Origin of the sequence: Agromyces humi (assembly GCF_009720255.1) — a bacterium.
Classification (GTDB): Bacteria; Actinomycetota; Actinomycetes; order Actinomycetales; family Microbacteriaceae; genus Agromyces; species Agromyces humi.
Map to the genome: position 1 here is coordinate 1 of NZ_WJSP02000425.1, position 2,962 is coordinate 2,962.

3 protein-coding genes and 1 pseudogene are annotated in these 2,962 nt (G+C 72.8%); all 4 read right to left on the minus strand.

From position 1 onward, the window contains the following. Positions 1-277, minus strand: a pseudogene (locus GH736_RS20255) (DEAD/DEAH box helicase); the annotation flags it as partial. A gap of 281 nt (positions 278-558) precedes the next feature. Beyond that, positions 559-1,281 carry a collagen-like triple helix repeat-containing protein gene (locus GH736_RS24705; RefSeq protein ID WP_203230880.1) on the minus strand — a complete coding sequence of 241 codons (723 nt, stop codon included), beginning with the start codon at positions 1,279-1,281 and terminating at the stop codon, positions 559-561. Beyond that, positions 1,278-2,381 (minus strand): NADP-dependent oxidoreductase, encoded by a 1,104-nt coding sequence (locus tag GH736_RS20265; RefSeq protein ID WP_159606539.1) that lies wholly within the window; start codon positions 2,379-2,381, stop codon positions 1,278-1,280. Before GH736_RS20265 ends, GH736_RS24705 begins: the two co-directional genes overlap by 4 nt. Positions 2,382-2,469: 88 nt before the next feature. Next, positions 2,470-2,962: 16S rRNA (cytidine(1402)-2'-O)-methyltransferase (gene rsmI / locus GH736_RS20270; protein WP_235934547.1), on the minus strand; the 493-nt coding region annotated here is incomplete at its 5' end.

A 2,962-nucleotide genomic window follows, 5' to 3' on the forward strand; every position in this document is an offset into this window, starting at 1 on the left:
CGCGGTCGTCGCGGTCGAACGAACGGGGGGCGCGCTCGTCGCGGCCGTCGCGCACGGAGCGGTGCGGGGCGCGGCCGGTGGCGACGCGCTCATCGCGCGACCAACGCTCCTTGCGGGGGGCGTCCTCTTCGGGGCGGTAGCCGCGGTGGCCGGCGCTGCGCGAGCCGGGCTTGGCCGATCCGGCGCGCGCCGGGCCGCCCTTGGAGCCGCCCTTCGCGTACGAGGGATCGAAGTTCTTGGCCGGACGTCCGCCGGCGGGCTTCTTGTTCTTGGGCATGGGTGACACTTCCTGGGTTGTACTGAAGTACATGGCAGGCCCGCCGGGCGCACGAAGCGCACAGCAGGTCTGAGAACCCGGAACATCGTCGACCGGGGCCGTTCACATACGGTGACTATCCGAGGGCCGTTCGCCTCGAAACCGGCCCTTTGGACTCACAAACCCATCCGCGCACAGCGCGGTGTCCAGAACCGACTCGGCAACGATACCGGAAATCGGCTGGGAAAGCGCCGAGCGGCACCCGCGATGGCGGATGCCGCTCGGTCCCGTCGCTCGGCGGATCAGCCCTCGGGCGCCTCCGTCGGCGCCGGCGTCGGCTCCGCCGTGGCCGGCGGGGCGAACAGTGTCCACTGCTGCGAGATGCACTGGTAGAAGGAGACCGTCGACGTATCGATGTAGATGTCGCCGTCGGTGGTGCAGGTCTGCGGATCGGGTTCGCCCGTTCCGAGCAGCACCTGCGTCCCGGGCGCACCCGGCGCTCCAGCCTCTCCCTGCGCACCGGTCTCACCGGTGGCCCCCGTCTCGCCCGTCGCTCCCGTCTCGCCCGTGGCTCCGGTCGCACCGGTGAGGTTCTCGGCCGCCGAGGTCCGGATGTTGCCGACGAGCTTCCATTCGCCGTCCTGGAAGAAGTAGACATCGGAGTTGGAGATGTCGATGTAGACGTCGCCCTCGTAGCCCTTGCCCTCCGCGGGTACGCCGGTGCCCGCGCGCACGGCCGAGCCGGCGGGCAGGATCTCCTCGAGCGCCTCCTCGTAGGCGGCCTCGTCGAGCTGTGCCTCGGTCGCGGTGGGCGTGGGCACCGCCTCAACGGTGTCGTTCGACCTGGCGAGTGAGGCGCCGAGGAACGACGCGAGGAAGGACAGCAGCACGATCGCGACGCCGACGCCGATCAGGAGGCCCCGGCTCACCCCGGCCGGGCGCTTCGGCTCCGTGGCGGTGGTCGCGGCGGGGTCGGCCGGCGGCGGCGTCGAGGGGTTCGGTGTGGTCTGCGGGTCGTCGGTCATGTGGAGCCCCCTCGCGTTCGCGCGCTCCGGGTCGACCCGTCGATGTGCGGACCCCGGGCACGTCGCGGCCAGCGTACCGAGCCCTCCGCCACCGAACGCCACCCAGACTGCATGAAATCGCGAACCTGGGATAGCATCACTGCACCCCTGAACCCGGAGCCCGGTGTGACCTCGACCCGAACGACAGGCGGTCGAGGCATCCGCTCACGGCGGATGGCCGCGGCTGCGCTGGCCGCCATCGCGGCCATCGTCGGCGTGGGAGCGCTATCCGGATTCCACACGCAGCTGCGCGAGATCGACCCGTCGGGTCCCGATGCCGCAAGCGAGGTCGGCAGCGCCGAGATCATCGGCATCCGCACCTTCGCGCCGCCCGCCGGCATCGACGTGCAGGCCGACCTCGAGTACGGCACGCGGGAGGACGGCACGCCGAGGGCCCGCGCCGCGGCGGCCTCGCCGCCGAGGAAGTCGAGGAACGCCGTGACCGGGTGCGCGGTGAGGGCTCGCACACGCTCAGCCAGCCCCGGTCCGTAGCCCGTCGGCAGCACGCCGAACTGGCGGAGGAAGTCGAAGCGGGTCTCGACGCTCGTGCCGATCACGGTCGCCCCGCGCATGCGCGCGAACTGCGCCGCGAGGCATCCGACGCCCCCGGCCGCCGCGGTCACCACGACGGTGTCGTTGGGGCTGAGGCCGAGTCCCTCGACGGCGGTCCACGCGGTCGTGCCCGCCGTGTAGAGCGAGCCGGCGACCTCCCACGAGAGTGCCGGCGGCCGCGGCATCAGGTTCGCCTCGGGAACGACCACGTGCGACGCCTGGGCACCCTGGTCGACGAAGCCCATGACCTCGTCGCCGCGCGTGAATCGCGACGCCTCGGGGCCGGTCGCGATCACCACGCCGGCGAGGTCGCGGCCCTGTCGCGCCGGCAACTGCACGGGCCATCGCCCGGGGTGGTCGCCACGACGGATCGAGCTGTCGACGGGGTTCAGCCCTGCGGCGAACACCTCGACGAGCACCTCGCCCTCCCCCGGCTCGGGAACGGGAACCTCGACGACCTCGAGCACCTCGGGGCCGCCGTGGTGGGAGAACCTGACTTCGTGCGCCATGTCGCACCTCCACCATTGTGCGGTGGCCCCATTCTCCCCCACTTCGGGGGGCAGTGGTGGAAATGTTCAGACGCCGCCCAGCGCGGGCTCAGCGACTGCTGCGCGCGGCGAGCGCCGCCTCGTAGAGGTCGCGCTTGCCGAGACCGCTCTCGGCGGCGACCAGGGCGACGGCGTCCTTCAGGCGGGTTCCGGATGCCGCGAGCTCGAGCACGCGGTCGAGCGACGTCGCGGCATCCGCGAGTTGCTCGGGCGCCCCGCCGACGACGATGCAGATCTCGCCCCGGACGCCCTGGGCGGCCCACTCGGCGAGCTCGCCGAGACCGCCGCGGCGGACCTCCTCGTGGAGCTTGGTGAGCTCCCGGCAGACGGCGGCGGGCCGGTCGGCGCCGAACGCCTCGGCGAGCGCGTCGAGGCTCGCCGCCAGCCGAGACGGCCCCTCGAAGAAGACGAGCGTGCGCCGGTCTCGGGCCAGCTCGGCGAGACGCCGCGACCGGTCGCCGGCCTTGCGCGGCAGGAAGCCCTCGAACGCGAACCGGTCGGTCGGGAGGCCCGAGACGGCGAGCGCCGTGACGACCGCCGAC